The 18362-nt window shown below is 70.2% G+C and carries 13 protein-coding genes and 2 pseudogenes; 2 read left to right on the forward strand and 13 right to left on the reverse strand.

Annotated features, from left to right (window positions below; all coding sequences use genetic code 11):
• Positions 1–50: 50 nt before the first annotated feature.
• From KN815_RS01410 to KN815_RS01435, 6 genes are read right to left on the reverse strand one after another with little or no spacing between them, the layout of a single operon-like run.
• Positions 51–875, reverse strand: coding sequence for a class I SAM-dependent DNA methyltransferase (locus tag KN815_RS01410; protein ID WP_216339340.1), 825 nt, complete (start codon positions 873–875; stop codon positions 51–53).
• Positions 872–2173 carry an MFS transporter gene (locus KN815_RS01415; RefSeq protein WP_216339342.1) on the reverse strand — a complete coding sequence of 434 codons (1302 nt, stop codon included), beginning with the start codon at positions 2171–2173 and terminating at the stop codon, positions 872–874. Before KN815_RS01415 ends, KN815_RS01410 begins: the two co-directional genes overlap by 4 nt.
• Positions 2157–3218, reverse strand: coding sequence for an enolase C-terminal domain-like protein (locus KN815_RS01420; protein WP_216339344.1), 1062 nt, complete (start codon positions 3216–3218; stop codon positions 2157–2159). The genes KN815_RS01415 and KN815_RS01420 overlap by 17 nt, the downstream gene beginning before the upstream one ends.
• Positions 3215–4339, reverse strand: coding sequence for a PLP-dependent cysteine synthase family protein (locus tag KN815_RS01425; RefSeq protein WP_253208675.1), 1125 nt, complete (start codon positions 4337–4339; stop codon positions 3215–3217). Before KN815_RS01425 ends, KN815_RS01420 begins: the two co-directional genes overlap by 4 nt.
• Positions 4336–5244: a Rossmann-like domain-containing protein gene (locus KN815_RS01430; RefSeq protein ID WP_216339346.1), complete on the reverse strand. Its 909-nt coding sequence runs from the start codon at positions 5242–5244 to the stop codon at positions 4336–4338. Before KN815_RS01430 ends, KN815_RS01425 begins: the two co-directional genes overlap by 4 nt.
• On the reverse strand, positions 5241–6497 hold the full coding sequence (locus KN815_RS01435) for an ATP-grasp domain-containing protein (protein ID WP_216339349.1): 1257 nt from the start codon (positions 6495–6497) through the stop codon (positions 5241–5243). The genes KN815_RS01430 and KN815_RS01435 overlap by 4 nt, the downstream gene beginning before the upstream one ends.
• A gap of 100 nt (positions 6498–6597) precedes the next feature.
• On the opposite strand from KN815_RS01435, the gene KN815_RS01440 reads away from it, so the two are divergent.
• Both KN815_RS01440 and KN815_RS01445 read left to right on the forward strand, forming a co-directional pair.
• The gene (locus tag KN815_RS01440) at positions 6598–8136 is read left to right on the forward strand and encodes an alpha/beta hydrolase (RefSeq protein ID WP_253208676.1); all 1539 of its coding nucleotides are present in this window, start codon (positions 6598–6600) and stop codon (positions 8134–8136) included.
• A gap of 124 nt (positions 8137–8260) precedes the next feature.
• A pseudogene (locus KN815_RS01445) lies at positions 8261–8491 on the forward strand (permease); the annotation flags it as partial.
• A 149-nt stretch (positions 8492–8640) separates the two neighbouring features.
• Here the strand turns inward: KN815_RS01445 and gcvPB are convergent.
• From gcvPB to KN815_RS01480, 7 genes and pseudogenes are all read right to left on the reverse strand, one after another.
• Positions 8641–10203, reverse strand: a complete 1563-nt coding sequence (gene gcvPB / locus KN815_RS01450) for an aminomethyl-transferring glycine dehydrogenase subunit GcvPB (protein WP_216339351.1) — start codon at positions 10201–10203, stop codon at positions 8641–8643.
• A complete protein-coding gene (gene gcvPA / locus KN815_RS01455; protein WP_216339353.1) occupies positions 10200–11576 on the reverse strand; it encodes an aminomethyl-transferring glycine dehydrogenase subunit GcvPA in 1377 nt (458 codons plus the stop codon). The genes gcvPB and gcvPA overlap by 4 nt, the downstream gene beginning before the upstream one ends.
• Before the next feature lie 95 nt (positions 11577–11671).
• Positions 11672–12895, reverse strand: coding sequence for an ATP-NAD kinase family protein (locus KN815_RS01460; protein ID WP_216339355.1), 1224 nt, complete (start codon positions 12893–12895; stop codon positions 11672–11674).
• Positions 12896–13243: 348 nt separating this feature from the next.
• Positions 13244–14188, reverse strand: coding sequence for a LysR family transcriptional regulator (locus KN815_RS01465; RefSeq protein WP_216339357.1), 945 nt, complete (start codon positions 14186–14188; stop codon positions 13244–13246).
• 199 nt (positions 14189–14387) lie between these two features.
• Positions 14388–15072: pseudogene (locus KN815_RS01470) on the reverse strand (3-hydroxyacyl-CoA dehydrogenase family protein).
• Between the two features lie 55 nt (positions 15073–15127).
• Positions 15128–16756, reverse strand: a complete 1629-nt coding sequence (locus tag KN815_RS01475; protein WP_216339359.1) for an acyl--CoA ligase family protein — start codon at positions 16754–16756, stop codon at positions 15128–15130.
• Positions 16757–16972: 216 nt separating this feature from the next.
• A complete protein-coding gene (locus KN815_RS01480) occupies positions 16973–18214 on the reverse strand; it encodes a PucR family transcriptional regulator (protein ID WP_216339361.1) in 1242 nt (413 codons plus the stop codon).
• Positions 18215–18362: the final 148 nt, after the last annotated feature.

Raw genomic sequence — 18362 nt, forward strand, 5'->3', positions numbered from 1 at the left:
GGGGTGTGGGAAGTGCCGGTGGGATACGGGGTGGGCGTCGGGTGTGGCCCTCAGGGCGTCGAGGGGGCCGGCTCGGTGACGCGGGCCACCAGGTGCAGCCGGTCGGCGTCGGTCGTACGGCCGGGGGAGTGGCCCTCGCGCCAGGGCGGCTCGGTGCGCGGACCTGGCCCGTCGTGCAGCTCCAGGACCTCGAAGCCATGGACGGCCAGGAGGTGGCGCAGCTCCTGCGGGAAGAGCAGCCGCCACGCGGAGCGCTGTTCCACGGGCGCGGATCCGTCGTCCGCGGTCCATACGCGGGTACGGCGCAGGAGCTGGGCCGTGCGGTCCACCGTGAGCGTGGTGGTGGACCGGTAGGCGGTGCCCTGCCAGGTGAACTCGCTGACCGTGGGCGCGTCGAGCAGGTCCGTACGGCCGAGGAAGCAGGCGCCGTTGCGCATCTCCGCGATGAGCAGCCCGCCCGGGACGAGGGCGCGTCGGCAGGACGACAGGAAGCCGTCGAGCTGGGCGTTGGTGTGGCAGTACAGCAGTGCGCTGTCCAGGCACACCACGGCGTCGGACACGCCCCGGCCCAGGTCGAACGCGTGCAGGTCGGCGCGGACGTACTCGGGTCCGGGGTGGTGCCCGCGGGCGTGTGCGAGCATCGCCTCGGAGAGGTCGGCGCCGGTCACCTCGCGGCCCGCGCCGTGGAGGTGGGCGGCGTCGCGGCCGGTGCCGCAGCCCAGGTCCAGGACGCGCGGTCCGGCGCCGTGCCGGCGCAGGCAGTCCTCCGTCCAGCGGCCGGCCAGCCGCTGGGGGTCGGGAAACCTGGCCTCGTACAGCTCGGGGTTGTCGGTGAGCAGATTGTGCGCGTCCGCGCCTGCCGTGGTGGTCGTCATGTCGTCTCCCTCGTCACACCGCGTCCGGTGTGGCCGGACGCCGCGTTCGGTGTGGCGGGTTTCGGCGTCGTCGGCAGTGAGCCCAGCCGGTGCAGCCAGGCCACGCCGAGTGCGGAGGCGAGCCCGAACAGCGCGCAGCACGCCCAGGGCAGCCAGTCGGCGTCGCCCCGCTCGCCGGCGTCCATGGCCCAGCCGACGACGGTGTTGCCGAGGGCGGCGGCGATGCCCGAGACCACGTAGAAGATGCCGAAGTAGGTGCCGGTCAGTTCGGGTCGGCCGAAGCCGGGGACGAGCTCCATCACGAATGGCTGGGCGACCATCACCCCGAGGTAGAGCAGCAGGGCGCCGATCAGCACGGGCAGGGCGCGCAGTACCGCGTCGGCGGTGCCGTCCGGGCCGCCGGAGCCGCCCGCGGCCAGCGCGGGCGGCACGAACGCCAGCGCCATCAGACCGAGCCCCGCGGCGATCCAGCGCGCCCGGTCACCGCTCGCCTTCAGGGCGCTGGTGATGCGCAGTTGGAGTGCGAGGTTGGCGAGGGTGCCGACGAGGAAGACGAGCCCGGCGGCGCCGTCCCAGCCGGTGGCCCGGCGTGCTCCGTCGGGCAGCAGCAGATAGAGCTGGTTCTCCAGGGTGAACATGCCGACCATGGCGAGCGCGAACGCCAGGAAGGCGCGGTGGCCGAGCACCTCGCGCCAGTCCGCGAGCACCGTGCCCCTGCTCGGCTCCACCTCGCGCGCGGGCAGCACCAGAGCCTGCGCCACGGTGAGGACCGCGAAGATCCCGGCGGCAGTGAGGGCCGAGGTGCGGAAGTCCACCAGGAGCAGCGCGCTGCCGAGCAGCGGACCGATCAACGCGCCCGTTGTGGCATAGACGTTGAACAGGGCGAACGCCTCGGCCTTGCGCTCTCCCGCCTCCTGCGCGATGTAGGCGCGCACGGCCGGGTTGAACAGCGCCCCGGCGAACCCGCTGAGCACGGACGCGGCGATCAGGACGGAGAGGCTGTCGCCGAGCGCGAACAGCCCGAAGCCGACCGTGCGCAGGGCGCATCCGGCGATGATGACACCGCGTGCGCCGAGCCGGTCAGCGGCCGAGCCGCCGATGATGAACAGGCCCTGCTGGCTCAGGTTGCGCACGCCGAGGACGATGCCGACGACGGCGGCCGACATACCCAGGTTCTCGCCGAGGTGGGTGGCGAGATAGGGGATGAGCAGGTAGAAGCCGGTATTGACGCCGAGCTGGTTGACCAGCAGCAGTTGGATCGCGAGCGGGAAGCGGCGCATTTCATGCCACGTCTGCACGGCTCACCTCCCGGGGCTGGACTCCCAGTCCGGGAAGGGTGCTCGCGCGTATGAAGCCGTCGGCGCCGCCGATGCCCGACCACGGGTCGTGGGCCAGCAGCAGGTGTCCGTCGAGGTCGGCCCAGCGGGCGCGGTCGGCGAGGTGGACGGCGGGCGCCAGGCCGAGGCTGCTGGCGGTCAGACAGCCGAGCATCAGCGCGGTGCCGCTGCCCTCGATCGCCTCGGCGATGCGCAGGGCGGCGTGCACCCCGCCGCACTTGGCGAGCTTGACGTTGACGCCCTGGACGCGCCCGGCCAGACGGCGTACGTCCTCCAGGTCCACGGCGTCCTCGTCGGCGATGACCGGTACGGGTGAGCGCTCGGCGAGGGCCCCCAGCGTGTCCGGGTGGCCGGGCACGAGGGGCTGTTCGACGGCCTCCAGGCCGAGTTCGGCGAACCGCGGCAGCAGCGCCATGGCCTGCGCCACGGTCCAGGCGCCGTTGGGGTCGAGGAGCAGCCGGACGCCGGGTGCCGCGTCGCGGATGACGCGTACGCGTTCCACATCGTCCTCGGGATCGGGAGTTCCCGCCTTGACCTTGAGGACCTGGAAGCCGCGTGCGGCCAGGCGGCGGGCCTCGGCCGCGGCACGGCTCGGCGAGGTGATGCCGATGGTGCGGGCGGTGGCGGCGACGGGAGGTTCCGGGGTGCCGAGGAGGCGGTGCACGGGAGTGCCCGCGCGCTTGCCGACGAGGTCGAGGAGGGCCGCGTCCAGGGCGGCGGCCACGGCCGGGGGAGTGTTCGCACCGGCCAACTCGCCCGCCCGCAGGGCCTCCAGGGCGCTCTCGGGGTCGCGATGGCGGACGAGATCCGTGCCGACGGCCGCGAGGAGGCGTCGCAGGGTGGCGGCGTCGAGACCGTAGTAGACGCTGGTGACGGCCTCGCCGTGGCCGCTGACCCCGTCGTGTTCGATGCTCAGCCATACCGCGTCGCGGGCGGCCATCGTCGAGCGGGAGATGCGCAGCGGCTCGGTGAGTCGCAGATGGACGGTGCGCTGACTGACCTTCATCGGCTTTCTTCCAGGTGGTGGGCGGGGACGGCCCCCAGTGGGGCGGGCCCCAGCAGATCGGCCCGCAAGGGGTCGGTGACCCTCGTACATCGGGTCCAGCCGGTGGCCTCGGCCGCGCCGGGGTGCGGGATCTCCACGGGCCGGGTGGCAGCCGTGGCCGGGTCGAGGCCGTGGGCGGTGGCGAAGTCGTCGTCGTAGACGCTGCCGAGGTAGCGGTGCGGGCCGTCGGGGAAGACGGTGGCGACGACCGCTCCGGGGTGGACGCGGGCGGCCCAGGCGGCGACCAGCGCGACCGCGCCGGTGCTCCAGCCGCCGCTGACGAAGCTCCCCCGGGCGAGCCTGCGGCAGCTATCCACGGCCTCTGCCGGGCCGACCCAGTGGACCTCGTCGAAGGCGTCGTAGGCGACGTTGCGTGGGTGGATGCTGCTGCCCAGGCCGCGCATCAGCCGGGGCCGCGCGGGCTGGCCGAAGATCGTGGAGCCGGTGGCGTCGACGCCGATCAGCCGTAGCGCGGGCCAGTGCCGCCGCAGCGGACCGATGATCCCCGCGCTGTGGCCGCCGGTGCCCACGCTGCACACCAGGATGTCCAGGTGGTCGAGCTGGGCGGCGAGTTCGGCGGCCAGTGAGGCGTAACCGGCGGTGTTGTCGGGGTTGTTGTACTGGTCGGGCCAGTACGCGCCGGGCAGTTCGGCGAGCAGCTCCCGCAGTCGGGCGAGACGGGCGGCCTGCCAGCCGCCCCTCTCCGCCGGACGGTCCACCAGCTCCAGCCGCACTCCGTGGGCGCGCAGCAACTGCCGCATGGACGGCTCCAGTTCGCTGTCGCCGACCAGCACGACGGGGTGGCCGAGGGCCTGCCCTGCGAAGGCGAGCCCGATGCCGAGGGTGCCGGAGGTGGACTCCACCACCGGTGCGCCGGGCCGCAGTTCCCCCCGCTCGCGGGCGCCCAGCAGCATCGACACGGCGGCCCGCGCCTTCATGCCGCCCGCCGCGAGCCCTTCGAGCTTGGCCCAGAAGCCGGGTTGCGGCCCCGGCAGATCGGAGGCGACGCGGACCACGGGGGTGCGGCCGAGCAGGGCGAGCAGTTCCCGGCGGGCGGTGGGACGGACGGCTGTCGTGGTCATCGGGCACCTCCGGGGCGGTCGGCGCGGTAGTGGTGGACGGTGCCGGGGCCGCCGTCCAGCCAGAAGAACGGGTACGGTTCGGCGCACACCGCGCTCACCCCGCGTCCCAGGAGCCGGGGCAGTACGGCGCTGCCGGTCTGCGCGAACAGCACCAGCCGCTTGCCGTGCCGCAGCGCGTGCTCCCGCAGTGGCTCGAAGGTCCCGTTGCCCAGGGTCATCCCGGAGACGAGCAGGGCGTCGCAGCGGGCGGCCGCGGCGAGCGCGTTGGTGACGACCGGCTCGTCCCACTCCGTCACCCCGCCCTTGAGGTCACACGGCGCATAGCCGATTCCGTGCGAACGAAGCTGCTCCAGAAGGGAGTTGACGACGCCGACCACGAGCACCGTCGCCCCCGGCGGCAGGTCGAGCAACTCGACGACGGCCCGCGCCCGCGCCCGGGACTTCTCCAGCGACGTCCCGGCGGGGAGCGCGACCGGACGGGCCCCGTGCTCCGGAGTGTGCGGAGTGATGTGCATCAGGTAGGCGTCGAGCGCGGCCACGCGCACCGGGAGCAGCGGATGGTCCAAGAGCTCGGCCACATCGGCGCCGACACACTCCTCCACGGCGCTGTCGGACAGGGCGCCGGGCTCGACCGCGCACGACCCGACGGCCCCGGCGAGCCGCAGGCTGAGCACCTCGTTGCGGTAGCCGGTGCCGCGCCCGTCGTGCCGTACGGCCTGCCGCGTGGTGAAGGCCACGGCGATCCGCCGAGTGCGTGGGTCGGGCCCGAGTTCGCCGGCCCGGACACGTGTCACGAGATCGTCGTACGTCCGCGCGCGGGCCGCGGAAGGGACCCGGGCGGAGTCGACGGCGGATATGCCGGAGGGGTCGGATATGCCGGAGGTGTCGGAGGTGGCGGCGGTCATCGGATCACCAGTCCGGATCGCACCTCGGCGAGCAGCGCCTCGACCCGGTCCCGGGCTCCGGCCCCCTCCCGGTCCCCGGCCATCACATGCCCGAGGTACTCGTTGTTGCTGCCCGCCGCCTTCACCTGCCTGCCGGGCTCCGCGAGTTGCACCTCCAGCACGCCGGGAGCATCCCGCAGCCCCGCGCCGTCCAGCGAGGCGAGTGTGCCCGTGCGCTCCGGCACGAGGAATCCGATGGCGGCGCTGCGCAGCCCGGTGTCCGTGCGCCGTAGATCGGGGGCGCGCCCCAGGGCCACGTCCACGCAGGCGGCGGCGAGGTCGGTGCCGGTGACGTGGCGGACGAGTTCGGTGATGCGGTTCCCGGCGGGGCGCGGGTTGACCTCGACCACGCGCGGCCCGGCGGAGGTGAGCTTGATCTCGGTGTGCGCCACCACACCGTCGGTCAGCCCGAGCGCCTTGAGCGCACCCACCGCGGTCTGCTCGGCCGCCGCCGTGTCGACGGCCGTCAGCGCGGCGGGGAACATATGCCCGGTCTCGATGAACGCGGGCGCCCCGCCGACGCTCTTGTCGGTCACGCCCACCACATGGACCGCGCCCCCGTACGAGACCGTCTCGACACTCACCTCGGGGCCGTCCAGCAGCTCTTCGAGCAGGACCGCGGGCGTGCGTCGCTGGCCGCGCGCGTTGACCGGAAAGTCGGCCAACGCCGCGAAAGCGGAGGCGAGTTGGGACTCATCGTCCACGCGCCGTACGTACATGCCCGCACACAGGTCGACGGGCTTTACGACCAGCGGGTAGCCGATCTCCCCCGCGGCCCGGGCGATGTCGGCCCACTCCTCGTGCACGGCGAAGCGGGGCCCGGGCACTCCGGCCTCAGCGAGGACGCGGCGCGTGGCGTCCTTGCGGCAGGCGTTCTGGACCGCCTCGGGGGCCGGGCCGGGCAGGCCGAGGTGCCCGGCTATCCGCGCGACCGTCGGCAGGTAGTAGTCGCAGGACGTGATCGCCCCGTCGAAGCCGAACACCGCGTGCAGCCGCTCGACCTCCGGCAGCAGCGCCTCGGTGTCATTGGTGTCGGCAGTGATCACGTTGCGCGCCCCGAGCAGCGGGTGCGCCGTGCCCTCGGGGGCGGAGCGCAGGTAGTGGTGCAGGTCGCGGGTGAGGAAGGTGAACTCGTGCCCGCTCTCGCGTATCGCCCGTGGCAGCAGTCTGCTCATCGATCCGACCCAGCTCTCTACCACCAACAGATGAGCCACGGCTCCCCTTTTCCATTCGTGTGGGATAACGTGGCGAACACGGTATCGATAATCGTTTTCATTGTCATCTGACTCCGTGTGCACCGAGGAAGAAATCGTTGTGACCTCACCCACGCACCGCACGGCCCCGCTGTGTGCCCTGGCGGCCATCGCCGCGACCCTCGCCCCCGCCGCGCCCGCCCAGTCCGCCGCCCGTGTCCCCGCCGCCGGTTCGGTATCCGCACTCCGCTTCGGCGCCTGCCCCGCATCCGTACCCGAGCCGCCCGAACCGGAGCGCGTCGAATGCGGGCGGCTGGGCGTGCCGCTGGACTGGAACCGCCCCCGCGGACCACGCATCGAGATCGCCGTCTCGCGCGTCCGGGCCTCGGGGGCACCCGCCGAGCGGCGCGGCATCCTGCTGGTCAACCCCGGTGGGCCGGGCGGCTCCGGGCTCCCCTACGCGGTCACCAAGCGGGCCAAACTCCCGGTGAGCGTGCGCCGTTCGTACGACGTCATCGGCTTCGACCCGCGCGGCGTCGGGCAGAGCGCCCCCGTCGACTGCGGCCCGATGGGCGGTCTCTTCGCCGCCCCGGGCGCGGACCCCGTGCCCGTCGGCCCGACGGCCGAGCGGGCCCACCTGGTGTCACTGCGCAACCTGGCCGACGACTGCGCGGCGGGCGCCGGGGACGTATCGCGGTACCTGTCGACGGAACAGACCGCCCGGGACATGGACGCGATACGCGCCGCGCTCGGCGAACGGCGGACGAACTTCCTCGGCGTCTCCTACGGCACCTACCTCGGCGCGGCCTACGCCGCCGCCTTCCCGCACCGCACGGGCCGGATGGTCCTGGACAGCGTCGTAGGGCCCTGGAGCTGGTACCGATTCGACGTGATCCAGAGCCGGGCACTGCTGCGCCGGCGTGACACCTTCTTCGCCTGGACCGCCGCCCACGCGGACCGCTTCCGCCTGGGCGACAGCGCGGCGGCCGTACGCCGGGCCTACCTGCGCGTACGCGACGGACTCACCGCCGGTCCCGTGGACGGCTTCGGCCCCGCGGAGTTCGACCGGGCCGTGTACCGCGCCCTCGGCCGCACCGAACGCTGGGCGGGCCTCGCCGACGGCCTGCGAACCCACCTGCGCGACGGCAGCCCCGACGGACTCCGTCCCGCCAAGGACTTCGCCGACCCGGACTCACGCAACTACGAAGCCGCCAACCGCATCGTCAAGTGCGCCGACGGCCCCGGCCCCACGCCCCGGCGGATCGTGACGGACATCCGCCGCACCCGACGCCTCGACCCCCAGCCGGTCCTCACCGGCATGGAGGCGACCACCTGCGCCTACTGGCACCACCATCCCGCCCGCCACACCCCGCTCGGCAGCCCCGACGCGCCGCCCGTTCTCCTGGTGGCCTCCGCCCACGACCCCGTCACGCCCATCGAGGGCGCGCGCCAACTGCGCCGTCTGCTTCCCGGCTCGCGCCTGGTAACGCTCGACAACGACTACTCGCACGGGGTGTTCGCCAGCCGGGGCAATGCCTGTGTGGACGACGCCACGGCCGCCTACCTCGTCGACGGGACTGTGCCGACGGCGGATGTGCGCTGTGCGGGGCCCGGCCTGCCCGGACCGCCGCCCGCCGAGAGCAGGTCCACGCCTCGATGACGCCTCGGGCGTCATCGGTGCGTTGCGGTGCCCGACAGATCCGGGCCATCACCCCAGCCGGAGCAGGCGCGTCTGCTCACCACCGGTGGCCGGGACCGCTGCGAGGCGCCCCGCTCCGCTCGGCCCCTTTCTGCTGCTCGGCACTCTGGTGTCGGCCGCGATCAGCGCCTTCGTACCGGCGTGGGTCTTCACTCGGGTGCTTCCGCGCAACCCGGCGCTCGCCGTGCCGGTCGCGGGGGTGGCCGGAGCGGTGCTGCCGGGATGTGAGTGCGTGTCGGTCCCGGTGGCGGGCAGCCTGATGCGACGGGGGGTGACCCCGGCGGCGGCCCTGGCCTTCCTGCTGCCGGCGCCCGCCCGGGCGACTGCGCCGGTCGACCTCCCGTGCCCCGCGCACCGCCTCCCACCAGGCGGATGGGTTTTTCGGCAGGCGCAGCGTCATTCCTCTCGCATCGGCGCCCAACCGCCCACCGGTGCAGTTCTGCGCCGCGGCGGTGCACGGTCCGCTCAGCTCTGGGCGCCGGTGTTCGCCCTCTTGCGCAGGTAGGCCCGCCAGGTCATGGCCCAGCGCGCGGGGTCCTCCATCGCGTCGTGATCGAGGCGGTGTACCGCCTGGTTGTGAGGCGCGGTCTTGACGATCTCGGGGTCGGAGTATGCCTCGTCGGAGATCTGGGCAAGGACCGCGATCCAGGTGTCGAGTGCTTCCTTGCCGTACATCTCGCCGGCTTCGGGTGTGAACGGTTCTGGGACGAGCCATGGTTCGTGGCTGGTCCACATGGCGTCCACCCCGAAGTCCGTCATGCGGTTCTGCACGTCGTGGACGCCGACGCCGGTTTCCTCCTTCATCTGAGCCAGGCTGTAGCGCGTCATTTCCAGGCGCGGGCTGGTCGCGTCGGGGTGCGAACGGGTGACGCCGCGGATGGCGAGCAGGCCCCGCTCCATGTAGTTGTTGGCGAGGACGGAGATGTCGGAGGCCTCGGCAACACCCTCCGCTCCCATGGCGCGGATCCAGGCGTAGGCCTTCAGCACCACGGGCACGTTGCCCCAGAACTCGCGGATCTTGCCGCAGCTCTCCGGCCGGTCGTGATCGAGGTAGTACCGGTCGCCGTCGTGGGCGACAACCGGAGTCGGCACGAAGGGCGCCAGTTCCGCCGAGCAGCCGTAGGCGCCGACAGCCGGTCCCCCCACCCCGCTCTTGGGAGCGCCGAAGGTCTTGTGGAGCATGAACATGCAGGCGTCGAAGCCGATCTCGCGGGCACGGATCTTGCTCATCATGCCGTTGAAGTTGGCGCTGTCGTAGAAGCACAGGCCACCCGCTTCGTGCACCACCCGCACCCACTCGCGCATCTCCGGGTTGTACACACCCATGTCGTCCGGGTTGTTGACCATGAGAGCGGCCGTACGGTCGGACACCGCGGCCTTCAGAGCGTCCAGCGAGGGGTAACCGTTCTCGTCGAGCATCAGGGTGATGACCTTGAAGCCCGCGGCGGCGGCGGTCGCGGCGCTCGAAGGGTGGGTCTGGATCGTGGTGATGATCTCGTCGCGCTGCTCCGGTTCGCCGCGGGACGCGTGGTAGGCACGTGTCACGGCGCAACTGGTGTACGCGGCGTCGGCGCCGCCACCGGCCTGGAAGATGAACTGGTCCATGCCGGACAGCTCGCGCAGAATGGCGTCGAACCTGTGCACGATCTCGAGAGTTCCCTGCAAGGTGTCGTCGTCCTGGTAGGGATGTGCCTCAGTGACCTCGGGGCGCCATGCGATCGCCTCGTTCACCTGCGGGTTGTACTTCATCGTACAAGTGCCGAAGAGGCTGACGCCCATCATGCCCAGAGTCTGCTGCGACAGCCGCAGGTAGTGGTAGAGCACCTCCGGCTCCGATACCTCGGGCAGTGACGGTCTGTCATGTCGTCGCAGCGCGACGGGGATCAGGTCGGCGGCGTCCCCCACCTCGGCTTGCACCGCCTCCTCGGCTTCAGGTACGGCGAGGCCGCGGCGGCCGGGATAGCCCATCTCCAGGATGACCGGCTCGTTCCACACCGGGGCGTGGTATTCGCGAAGCTTGGCGCTCATCGTGCTACTACCTCCGAGAGTGCGTCGGCAAGACGCAGTAGGTCGGCTTGGGTGTGTACTTCGGTGACGCAGAAGAGGGCACTCTGCCCGAGCTCGGGGAAGTCGCGCGACAGGTCCTTGCCCCCGAATATGCCGTGTGCGCGCAGTGCCTTGTTGATGTCCGCGACGCTGCGCCCCGTGCCGCTGAAGTCCACGACGAACTCCTTGAAGAAGCCCGACGGGAAGGCCACCCGTACGCCTTCGATGGAGGCGATGCGCCGCGCGGCGTAGTGGGCGCGCTGTAGGATCAACTCGCCCACGTCCTTGAAGCCCTCGGGGCCCATCAGCGCCATGTAGACGGCGTTGGCGATGGCCCACATGTAGACCGAGTGACCGGTCCAGTCCTTGCCCTTCTCGCGCAGACCGTAGGAGCTCTGCTCGAAGAGGCTGAGGCCGAAGCCGTATTCGCCTTCCTTCGTTGTGTCCGTGATGCTGATGAACAAGGTCGGGTACTGGCGGGCGTAGCGTTCCTCGTCGCGCGAGGCGATGAAGCCGCCCACTCCACCGCCCGTGTTCATGTGCACGCCGAGCGGCTGGGTGGTGCCGATGACGATGTCGGCCCCGTAGTCGATGGGCGCAGCCAGCACGCCGAGGGAGATGGGATCGACGCCGACGATCGTCTCGGCCCCGGCGGCATGGGCGATGGCGGCGATCTCAGCCCCCTGGTGCTCGATCACGCCGAGGTAGGAGGGGGTCTCGAAGTAGACCGCGGCCGTCCTCTCGCCGACGACCTTACGCAGGTCGTCGAGGTCCATCAGACCCGTCTCGGGGTCGAATTCGACGAGGCGGACCGTGAGGTGGCTCGGCATCTCGATCGGTTCGCAGTAGTTACGGATGACGGAGAGCCGTTCCGGGTCGATCGCCCGGACCACCGCAACCTCGTCCCGCCCGGTGATGCGTGAGGCCATCCGAATCGCGTGCCCCGCCGCGACTCCCCAGCTACGGACCGGCATGCCGACCAGGTCCATCTTGAGGAGTTCACCGAGCTGACTACAGAACTCGAACCAGGCCTGGTTGCGTCCGTGATCGGAACTCGGCTCGCCGAACACCGAGGTGAGCCACTCATTGCGGCGCACCACCTCGTCGACGGCCGCCGGCACATGGTGCTGCCAGCAGCCGGCGCCGAGGAAATTCAGATACTGCTCGGTGGTCTGGTTCTTCGACAGCGTCTCGATGAGGTGACGTCGAAGCTCACTCTCGGACAGCGCGGGGGGAAGATCGAGCGGACGCGAGAGACGGTGCTCGGTCGGCACCTGGCTGAACAGTTCCGCCACGGAACCGACGCCGATCGCGTCCAGCATTTCCTGCTTGATCGCCGGCACGGAATTGGCCATGTACCTGTGTGCTACATGTTCTTTCATTGGATTCTCCTTGTATGGATAACCATTGGGCTTCCGGCTCTGCCCTGCGCCGGATCGGCCGGTTGGGGTCAGGCGCTCACCTTGTAGAAAACGCTGCGGTCCGGGCCGGTGTGGAGCCGCATGTAGCCGGCAAGTAGCGCGTCGACCTCGGCGTCGCCGGTATCGACGCGCAGACTTGCCGCCTCAAGAGCGACGAGCTTGTCCAGCGGGGTGACCACGATGATGCCCTCGCGGCCGACCTTCCGGATGACCTTGGCGCTGATCTGCTGGTTGCCGCGCCCGAACAGGTAGCCCTGGCCGCCCAACACGCCCACGACGACGCGGGTCTCGCGCCCCTCCATGAGGTCGAGCAGCGCCCGCTCGTCGAGGTCGGATCCTATGAGCGCACCGTCCAGCACGGCGTCGACGCCGAGCAGCGTGGAGGGCAGGCCGAGCGACTTCATGACGCGTCGCATGGTGGTGCCGGGCCCCACGATGTAGAGGACCCCCTCCCGCATCCGTGCCGCGACGCGCCGGCAAGCCGCTTCCAGCGCCGCGTTGTCGTCCGCTCGGGATCCCGCTTTGGCGTTCTGCGCGAGATGGCGCTCGTAGGGACTGCGGGCGTAGCCGTATAGGCGTGCCGAGAGCCGGTCCTCGCGGAAGGCGGTCTCGTCGAGGTCCATGACCTCAGCGTCTCGTAGTCGGGCCGTAGGACTGCCGTCGAGGAACAGAGCCGCGAGGCCGCCTGCGCTTTCGGGGTTCGCGCCGAACACCGCCGAGTGCATCTTCACCCCCGCCGGGATGCCGAGCACAGGCACGCGGTCGCCAACCGCGCTCAGAATGTCACGCGCCGTGCCGTCGCCGCCTGCGAACAGGAGAAGGTCGACCGCCGAGAGTGCCATCGCCGCAGCGGCCGCCTTGGTGTCCGCAGGCCCGCTGGCACCCGGCTCTGTCCGGTGCACGACGACAGGGTCCAGTCCGGCGGCCAGAGCGCTGTGTTCGCCCAGGTCACCGGAGGCCGTCAGGAGGCGGAACGGCGTCTTCGAGGCGGTGAGACGAGCGAGCGCGCGGACAGTTCGTTCGCCCGACAGAGGACGCGCGCCCCGCCGCTTCGCCTCTTCCAGGATGTCCGGTCCGTCGGTCCCCTTGAGGCCCACGCTGCCGCCCATGCCCGCGAGCGGATTGACGATCAGGCCCAGTTTCCTGCCCGTCCGCCGCCCCGCGACCTCGCCGGCGAGGGGACGATCCGGTTCCGCCGTCGCTGCCCCGGCAGCACCGAGCGTCGCATCATCTCGGTCCGGGTTATCCGACATAGGGCTGAACTCCTACTTGTAGATCAAAAGGGTTTTCTCAAAGCGGCGGAGTATCACCGCAAGGACTCAGGGCGGCTGAATCGTTGCTTGCGGTGTGACTATGCGCATGTGGTCGGGACGTTTCCAGCAGGGGCGGCTCAGGCCCGCCGCACGTCAACGACGGGCCGGCTGCGCTGGGACGCTGATCCGTTGGGTTCAGCCAAGCACCCCTCAGCGGCAAAGAGAAACAAAACTTCGGCCGCATCTACGCCGTGTAGTTGTTAATAGGCTTCTCACGCAGCCTGTGAATCGTTCCATTACCGGCTCGCATGACAGGAGCCGTGCGCGACGGGTCGACTGAGCGGGTGCTCAGAACTCCTCGGGCCTACCAGTTGCCGTCTCGATGCGTGACACCAGGTCACTTTCCCGATCCCGTACCTCGACCGCTGTGGCGCGGAACGCGTCGATCAGGGGTGTCGCAGGCCCGCGCCATGCCAGAACCAATTCGGATCCGGCGACATCGGTGATGGGTCGGTACACGATCGATGGACGAGGGGCGAATCGGGACATGCTGATCGCGGTGACCGTGATCGCTTCTCCGGACGTGACTTTCTCCAGCTCTCCCTCCATCGAGCCGACCATGGGCCCGATCCGAGGAAGCAACTGTTCATCCAGTCCGGTGTCGCGCAGCGTCCAAAATCTCGACCATGCCCTGTCGTCGGTACGTGGCGCGAGAATCCGCTCACCGACAAGATCGTTCAGGGTCACGGCTCGAGCGGCTGCCAGCGGATGACTCTGGTCGACGCCAATAGCGCGGGGTTCGACGAACATTGGCTCGACGTGGAGGTCGGGGCATTCGATCGGCGTCCGCACAAATGCGATGTCGGTGGTGTTCGAGCACAGGCCACAAGACGGGTCGCCCCATTGGAACGTCTCCAGCTCGATCGCGACATCAGGATGGCTCGCACGAAAGGCGCGGAGGATCGGCGAATCGAGTTCGAGCAGTGAGGACACGCTGAAACCGATGCGGAGCGGTGCCTCGATTCTGTCGCGGGTGGCACGGGCGGCCAGTGCGCCCTCTTCCAGGGCGTTGAGTGCCGTGCGAACGCTGCTGAGGAACAGTTCCCCGGCTTCGGTCAGGGCGACCGAGCGGGTGGTGCGCATCAGGAGCGGGACCCCGACCTGCTCTTCCAGCTCGGCGACGCTGCGGCTGAGTCCCTGCTGCGAAATGTGAAGGATCGCGGCCGCGCGCGTGAAGTGCAGCTCTTCGGCGAGGGTCGCGAAATGACACAGTCGGCGCGTGTTGACGTCCACATCACCAAAGGTAGGGCGTGTACAAGTGTTCGGTAACCAGGCGCCGGCCAGCGCGACGTTCAAACGTGAGACGCTCCAGGGCCGCAAGCAGTGGTCCAGCGGGCGCGAGGTCCCCCTCGACGCGTTCCGCCGGCTGCACTGCTGCAATCGCTGTCACTCCCGCCTGAGGCAACGCAGGAAGTGCTGGGGGAGCAGCTCGTCAGTACTGGTAGAACCCCTGCCCGGACTTGCGGCCCAGTTGGCCCGCCTCGACCATGCGCTGAAGTACCGGAGGCGGGAAGTAGAGGGGTTCCTTGAACTCGTCGTACATGGCCTTTGCGGCGGCCCGCACTGTGTCCAGGCCCACCAGGTCGGCCAGCCGCAGGGGACCCATGGGGTGTGCGCATCCCATCTGCATGCCGGTGTCGATGTCCTTGGCGCCGGCGAAGCCCGACTCCAGCATGCGGATCGCGGACAGCAGGTAGGGGATCAGCAGTGCGTTGACCACGAAGCCGGCGCGGTCCCCGGCGGTGATGGCCTGCTTCCCGAGCGCCTCGACCGCGAACCGCTCGGCCCGCTCCCGGGTCCGTGCCGCGGTGAGCAGCGAGGGCACCAGGCCCCTCGTGCTCCGCTACGGCCTCGACCACCAGCTCACGGTCGGCGAACTCGTCCAGGTCGGTGGTGAAACGGAGTCGTGCGAGGGCGTGGCCGGCCGACTCCGCGTCGACTTTGCCGGTCGTCACAGCACGGCTCAGCGACTCGCGGACCCGGACTCTGCCGCGTTCGACGCCCGCCCGGTCCGCGTCGGCCACCACCACGTCGAGGCCCGCGCGGGCACACACCTCGGCGATGCCCGCCCCCATCAGGCCACAGCCGACGACTCCGATCCGCTGTGGGTCGGTCATGGTTCCGCCTCTCTTCGTACGTGGCTCTCGGTGTTCTCCTCGGGGCGCTTCCCGGTCAGCCACGGATCCGGCGCTCCTGATCGGACCACTCCTTGGCCCGCAGCTCGAACTTCTGAATCTTGCCGGTGGCGGTCTTGGGCAGTTCGGTGACGAACTCCACGATGGCTGGGGCCTTGTAGCGGGCGATCAGCGTACGGACGTGCGCGATCAGGCTGTCGCCGTCAAGGGCGGCGCCGTCCTTGAGGATGACGAATGCCTTGGGGCGTTCACCCCATCGCTCGTCCGGGACGCCGACGACCGCCGCCTCCTGGACCTCGCGGTGGGAGAGCAGCGCCTGCTCGACCTCTATGGTCGAGATGTTCTCCCCGCCCGAGACGATGACGTCCTTGGCACGGTCGGTCAGTTCGATGTAGCCGTCGTCGTGCCAGACGCCCAGATCGCCGGAGTGGAACCAGCCGCCCGTGAACGCCTCCGCGGTGGCCTCGGGATCGTCCAGGTAGCCCTTCATCACCGTGTTGCCGCGCATCGCGATCTCGCCGACCGTTCGCCCGTCTCTCGGTACGTCCTTCATATCAGTGCCGACGACCCGCACCGGATCGGCCTGGAACATGGCCACACCCTGGCGGGCCAGCAGTCGGGCGCGCTCGTCCGGGGTGAGGTCGCGCCAGGCGTCCTTCCGCTCGCAGACCGTGTAGGGGCCGTAAGTCTCGGTGAGTCCGTAGACGTGGACGATGGAGGCGCCCAGCTCCTCCATATGTCCGATGATGGCGGGGCTCGGTGCCGCTCCCGCCGTCGTCACGACCAGCGGCTTGGAGAGAGGCTTTGCCGCGGGGGAGTTCGCCAGCATGGCCAGAACCGTCGGCGCCCCGTTGAGATGGGTGACGCCCTCGCTCTCGAGCAGATGCCAGATGTTCTCCGGATCCACGGTGCGCAGACAGACGTGCGTGCCGCCGACCGCGGTGACGGCCCAGGCTGTGCACCATCCGTTGCAGTGGAACATCGGCAGGGTCCACAGGTAGACGCTGTCAGGGGTGTGCCGTGAGTGGATCACCTCGCCGAGGGCATTGAGGTACGCGCCCCGGTGGCTGTACATCACCCCTTTGGGCCGTCCGGTGGTGCCGGAGGTGTAGTTGACCGAGATGGTGTCGAGTTCGTCGTCCACGGTCCATGCCGCGTACGGGGCATCGTCACCGCGGCTCAGCAACTGCTCGTAGTCGGGTCCGGACAACAGCGGACGGGCACCGGCGCCCAGGCCCGTGCCGGTGAGATCCACGAGGGAGACGATTTCGCGAACGGAGGCCAGCCGGTCTGCGATCGGCAGGACCATCTCCTGTAGTCCCGTGTCCACCACGAGGAGCTTCGCGCCGGAATGGTCGCAGATGTATCGCACCTCCTCCGATGACAGGCGAGTGTTGACGGCGACCAGGGAGGCTCCGGCCAGCGGCACCGCGAAATGCGCGATCAGCAGCTCGGGCGTGTTCGGACACAGGTAGGCCACCCGGTCGCCCGCTTCCACGCCGGACGCGCGCAGTGCGCCGGCGAGCCGCATGGTGTGGTCGGCGAACTCGGCATAACTCAGGCTGCGGTCCCCGTAGCGGATCGCGGTCTTGTCCGGATGGACGGCGGCAGCGCGCTCGAGATAGGCCAGCGGGGTGAGCGGGGTGATGTATGGCGGCTGGGTCATCACTGCCTCCGGAAGGCGAGTGGGCTGCGGCGTAGGGCGCGGGACGGACAGGCCGCCCACCCGGTTCGGGGGAAAAAGAACAGCGCGCCACGAGATGCCGGCAGCGGAGATCGACGTGGAATGGTGGGTACCGATGGCTGAACGGGGTGACACCAGGATGCGGGACCGGTGCCAGTCCTCGTTAGTGGCAGGATCACAAATGCGGTTGTGGCTGACTCACAAACCGTGGGTCCGGCCTCGCCGACCGCCCAGCAGTCGTACCGCGACCAGGATCTCCAGCACGTCGGCGAAGCGCCTCAGGTCGCAGCCGGTGCGCTCGGCGATCCGCTCCAGCCGGTAGTAGGCCGTGTTCGGATGTACGTGCAGGCGCTGCGCCGTGGTGCGGGCGTTCAGGTCGCTCGCGACGTACTCGAGGAAGGTGGCGACCAGATTGCTCCCGTTCGCGAGGTCCTCCGTCACGAACCTGGAGATATCCGGACGGATGAGGCGTCGTGCCGTGTCGCCGTGGCGGAGGAACAGGTAGTCCAGGCTGGACAGCAGCGGCAGCGCGATCACTCCGGCCTCGTTGCCGAGTCCCTCTCGCGCGGCGCACGCCTCGGCGTATGCCTCAGGGATCTTGCCGAGGCCGGCGTGGTACGTACTGATGCCCACCGAGAGGCCCTGACGCCGCAGTTCCGGGAGCAGATGCCCAAGGGTTTGAGTGAACGCCGCCGCGCCGCCCGTCTGGGCCGGTGCGACGCCCACCACTTCGTCCTGGCGGGCGACCGCGAAGCCCTGCGGCGCGAGTCTGCGTAGCGTGGCGACGACATCTTGGAGCGTCTGCTGGGCCGATCCGCCCGCCGGAGTCAGGACTGGAGTGGCCGAGAGCACGACCAGGCGAGTATCAGCTTCGAGTCCCACCATCCGCAGCAGAGCCTGTTTCGGACCGGCGGAGATGTCCCGCGCGGCCAGCAGGTCCTCCAGCAAGTCGCGGCGGATCCGGTCGCTTTCCGCGAGATCGTGCTGTTGGGCGGTCAGGTAGGCCTCGGCGGCCAGCGAGCTTCCCACCTCGATGACGCGCATGACCTGCCCGACGAGGGCGAGCGCCGCGTCGCGCGAGTCCGGGTTTTCCCCGCCCACCTCGAGCAAGCTCTCCCAGAGGGTAAGCTGCGCGACCCGGAAGGCGTGGAGGAAGTCGGCGAGGGAGATGCCCTGCCGGACTCTGCGCCCGGCCTGCGTCTCGGTGGGCGGAAAGTCTTCCCGCCGCGCAGGTCTGCCGAGCCGCACACTGGTGAGCAGTGCCCGGAAGATGGCTTCGACGTGTACCGTCACGTCGCTGCGAAGTTCCGGCGCCGTACAGGCCGCGTACGCCGGAACCTGGTCCCAGATGGCCTCGACGGCGCTGGTGACCACACGGTCGAGGGACGCCTCGACCGTGTCGACGACACCTTCTACCGCGTCATTGTCCGCCGTGGTCATGTCTGTTCCCGTCGGCCGATCGGGTCGCGCAGACAGGCGCTGCGCGCTCCTGCCAGGTTAATGTGGGCTTGTGAGATGCTCACACATGACCTCACTCCGGGAAGGTGGGAGGAGCAGGGGCGCAGCGACCCCGGTGATGCCGTCACCT

The organism is Streptomyces niphimycinicus, from assembly GCF_018883605.1.
In the GTDB taxonomy this organism is placed as follows: Bacteria; Actinomycetota; Actinomycetes; order Streptomycetales; family Streptomycetaceae; genus Streptomyces; species Streptomyces niphimycinicus.